Annotated in this window: 4 protein-coding genes; 2 read left to right on the top strand and 2 right to left on the bottom strand. The window is 33.1% G+C overall.

Annotated features, from left to right (window positions below; translation table 11 throughout):
* A partial coding sequence (locus V7024_RS19370) for an RNA-guided endonuclease InsQ/TnpB family protein (RefSeq protein WP_335522866.1) occupies nt 1-1,300 on the bottom strand: 1,300 nt, incomplete at its 3' end.
* Nucleotides 1,301-1,486: 186 nt separating this feature from the next.
* On the opposite strand from V7024_RS19370, the gene V7024_RS19365 reads away from it, so the two are divergent.
* Together V7024_RS19365 and V7024_RS19360 are read left to right on the top strand one after the other, a co-directional pair.
* A complete protein-coding gene (locus tag V7024_RS19365; RefSeq protein WP_335522864.1) occupies nt 1,487-1,729 on the top strand; it encodes a DUF2552 family protein in 243 nt (80 codons plus the stop codon).
* A 164-nt stretch (nt 1,730-1,893) separates the two neighbouring features.
* Nucleotides 1,894-2,352 (top strand): DUF4352 domain-containing protein, encoded by a 459-nt coding sequence (locus V7024_RS19360; RefSeq protein WP_335522862.1) that lies wholly within the window; start codon nt 1,894-1,896, stop codon nt 2,350-2,352.
* Nucleotides 2,353-2,360: 8 nt separating this feature from the next.
* On the opposite strand, the gene V7024_RS19355 is transcribed toward V7024_RS19360, so the two are convergent.
* Entirely contained in the window at nt 2,361-3,284 is a 924-nt protein-coding gene (locus V7024_RS19355; RefSeq protein ID WP_335522860.1) for an alpha/beta hydrolase, read from the bottom strand.
* Nucleotides 3,285-3,428: the final 144 nt, after the last annotated feature.

The raw sequence follows: 3,428 nt of genomic DNA, 5'->3' as shown, positions 1-3,428 counted from the left end.
TCATTCGTTTTCCTGAAAAAGTTGCATTTTGGTCATTTGTTCCATACGTTGGAATAAAGTCATTGTCTAGAAAACTTGCTTTTGATGTGTAAGATTCCTCGGTTACAACAACTTGAATGCCTACCGCACTCGCTTTGTATGTAATCATTTGAATCAATAAACTATGCGAGATATGGCAAAATGTTTGGTTATTTTTCTTTCCCATATCCGTTTCTTGTTTCCAACTTTTGTTTTGACCAATAACGATTTTACAAACTTTCTCTTCTTGAGCTAGTTTTACAATATGATGACTTGCCTTATGGAAAATGTCTTTTATTTTCAGGTAACGCTTTTGATGAAGTTTTTCTATTCTTTTAGAAGTAAAAGAGCCTTCATTTGTTTGTTTACCTTGCCTTAGAACACTTGTAAAATAGCTCTTCATTTTATTGTAATATTGATTTATGCTTTTGACATGTTTGCCCTTAACAAGTACAGGCTTCATACCTGTGTTTGTTACGATGGTTGCAAGGTTATCAATCCCTAAATCAATACTCATATAACGACCATTCTCTTCAACGGATTGTTGTTCTGAAGGGACATCTATCACTAATTCCACCACATATCCATTGTATTTTGGGATCACACGAACTTGCTTCAGTTTACCTTCAGTAAACCCCAATTTCCCAATGTTTAATTGCAATTTTGTCTTTGGAAACTTTAAAAACTTATCCTTTTTAATGACACAATCTTGATTTGTATACAAGATTTCCTTTTCAGAAGAACGAATATACTTTGGAATTCTAGGTTTTCCAGTATATTTGTTGGGATTCTTTTTATAATTTTTTAAACTAGCAAAAAAAGACTTCCAATTTTGGAATACATTTTTCATGATTGATTGACTAGATTGCGTAGGCAAAGCACGATAATCCTTCTGCATCATTGCTTTAAATAATACATCTAGAAAATTATAATCTACATAAGGTTTTTCTGTAGTTGGTTCTGAAAACAAATTACATTTCACTTCTTTTTGTTTTTCTTTTGGTTTTGTTTTCTCTTTTTCCAATTTCTTTTGATAGGCAAGAAGTTGTGTATCATTCATCTTCCCCATGTTTTTATCAATTGTATCCAAAACTTCTTTTTGTAAAGGTTGCAATTCCTTATCTTGTGTCAAACCTGTATACACTTGTCGTATATAAAAGTTTGTCGTGTTGTACATACTTTTAGCGTTTTGGCAAGATTCTTGAAAATAAGAATACATACGATGTCCTTTTTCAATCCAAATTTGAAGAGTTTTATAATGTATTTGATTTTCCGTTGACATTTTTTCACCTCCTTGTTAAAGATATTATAACAAAACAAGAACGTACGTTTCTATCGTTTTTCTTAAACATAAAATATTTTTTTCGATTCACCTCACCACCTTCACATATGTTTAGAGGTGGGAGTCCTCTCGAAAGGTATGATATAATAAGCTATATACTGAAAAAATAATAAGGTGAACATAAACATGAACAAACAATTACGTATATTACAAAATATTGCAACAGAGCGAACATGGGTATCGTTTTTAAACGATAATCATCCGTACAGCTTACTTCATTGGTCAATTGCCGGTGTGCAACAAGAAGTGAAGGATGTATGGTTATTACAAGATGAAGTAACATTTCAAACAACAGAGTTTCCATCACTTGATGAAGCAGTAAAGTGGATTTCTGAAAATATGGATCAAGTTACAGATGTATTGGCGTAATAGGCCATTGTAAATGTAATAAAACTTTTGCTGTTGGTTTGGATAGGGAGAAGGCTAATTCACTTGGAGATGAATTAGCCTCTTCGTGTGTATTTCAAAATGCATAAAAACACACAATGTGTGCAACATACAACCGATAGAAACAGCAAAGAAGGTGGTAGTTGTTGTGGAAACGATTGGTCATCATAAGTATTATCATTTCCTTTTGCATAGCTGGATGCAATAGAGAAGAGCAGGCTAATCAATCAAGTGTAAAAGGTATTTTATCTGCTCATCAAATAGATTTTGTTATTAAAAATGTAAGTCGTGTACCACATTATGACGTATGGACTGCAAAAAATAATTACACGCTTCTTGTTGTGGACTTTTCTTTAAAGAACAGTAGAAACAAAAGTATTATTGTAAGGCCAGCTCAGTTTAATGTTATTTCGGAGACGGGAAAAATATATGGAGTTGTTCAAACGAAAAGGGATACAAGTATATTACATGATAGAAGGTTAAAATCATACGATTCATTGCAATCAAGTATTATATTCGAAATACCTAAAGAAGAGACGGTATCTGAATTATTATTTGCCCCTTCTTTTGCTAAAGATAAACCAATTGTTATTTCATTAAAATAAAAACAGGCTTATGCGAGCCTGTTTTTTGTTTCGTTTACGTATGTTGTTAAAAATTGATCAACTGCAGCTTCATATTCTTCTCTATTTTCTCCATAAGAACAAGCATGAGTGCCTTTTTCGGCAATAAAGAGTTCTTTTGCTCCTTCTTTAGCCTCATATAATGATTGTGTCATATTGCATAAAATGTAATCATCATCTTTACTGTGGATGAACAATACAGGATTTTTAATGTTTTTCACACAATCAATTGGAGAAACCTCACGAATTGTATAGCCATCACGCACTTTTAAAAATGCATTAGCCATTGGTAAAAGTGGCCACTTTGGTAAATGAAACTCAACCTTTAAACGGTAATGAAGCTGTTCATAAAAATCAGAGAATGGACAGTCAGCAATGTAAAAATCAGCTCCGTCCTCAACCATGCCTGCATATTGTAATAACGTTGCTGCTCCCATTGATTCACCGTGGATACCAAGCGTAATATTTGAACCAAATCGTTGTTTGAGCCAATCTACTACCGTCTTTAGATCGTGTTTTTCGTAATAGCCATAACTTGTTGTTTTACCTCCAGTTTGGCCGTGGCGGCGATGATCATAAATAAATACGTTGAATCCTCTGCTTAAAAATAAATTTGCATACTTTATGGAATTCATTTTGTTGACGGTGACGCCGTGACAAAAAATCATGAACTTATTCGAATGGCTAACAGGAATAAAGTAACCATGAATGTTATAACCAAATTGAGAAGTGAGGTATACTTCTTCTTTCTGTAGAGCTTCAAAATCCTCCAAGTGAAAATGTTGTTTTGTTTCACGTTCTAAAATTTCTTCTTCTGTTTTTTTCTTTAAATACATGACTTTATTCGTAAAGAAAATGCCAATTCCAATAAGAGTACCGATTATCGTTAATACTGTTGTCCAAAACGCTTTCATACTCTATCCTCCAAGTTACAGTACATATGATAATTATATTGTATCATAACGAGATGAAAAGGTGAGAGCGGCAAGGGTGGTAGGGATTCGAAATATAACGGGGGAATATGGACTAGGATAGAGGTTTAATCTCACATAAAATTT

It is taken from the genome of Bacillus sp. JJ864, assembly GCF_036963045.1.
Lineage (GTDB): Bacteria > Bacillota > Bacilli > Bacillales > Bacillaceae_G > Bacillus_A > Bacillus_A pseudomycoides_C.
Note: the sequence above shows the minus strand (reverse complement) of the source record. Positions and strands in the feature narration are given on the sequence as shown.

Excerpts from the sequence above, each read along its gene's own strand:
- V7024_RS19355 (WP_335522860.1), bottom strand. The coding sequence starts at position 3,284 with ATGAAAGCGTTTTGGACAACAGTATTAACGATAATCGGTACTCTTATT.
- V7024_RS19365 (WP_335522864.1), top strand. The coding sequence starts at position 1,487 with ATGAACAAACAATTACGTATATTACAAAATATTGCAACAGAGCGAACA.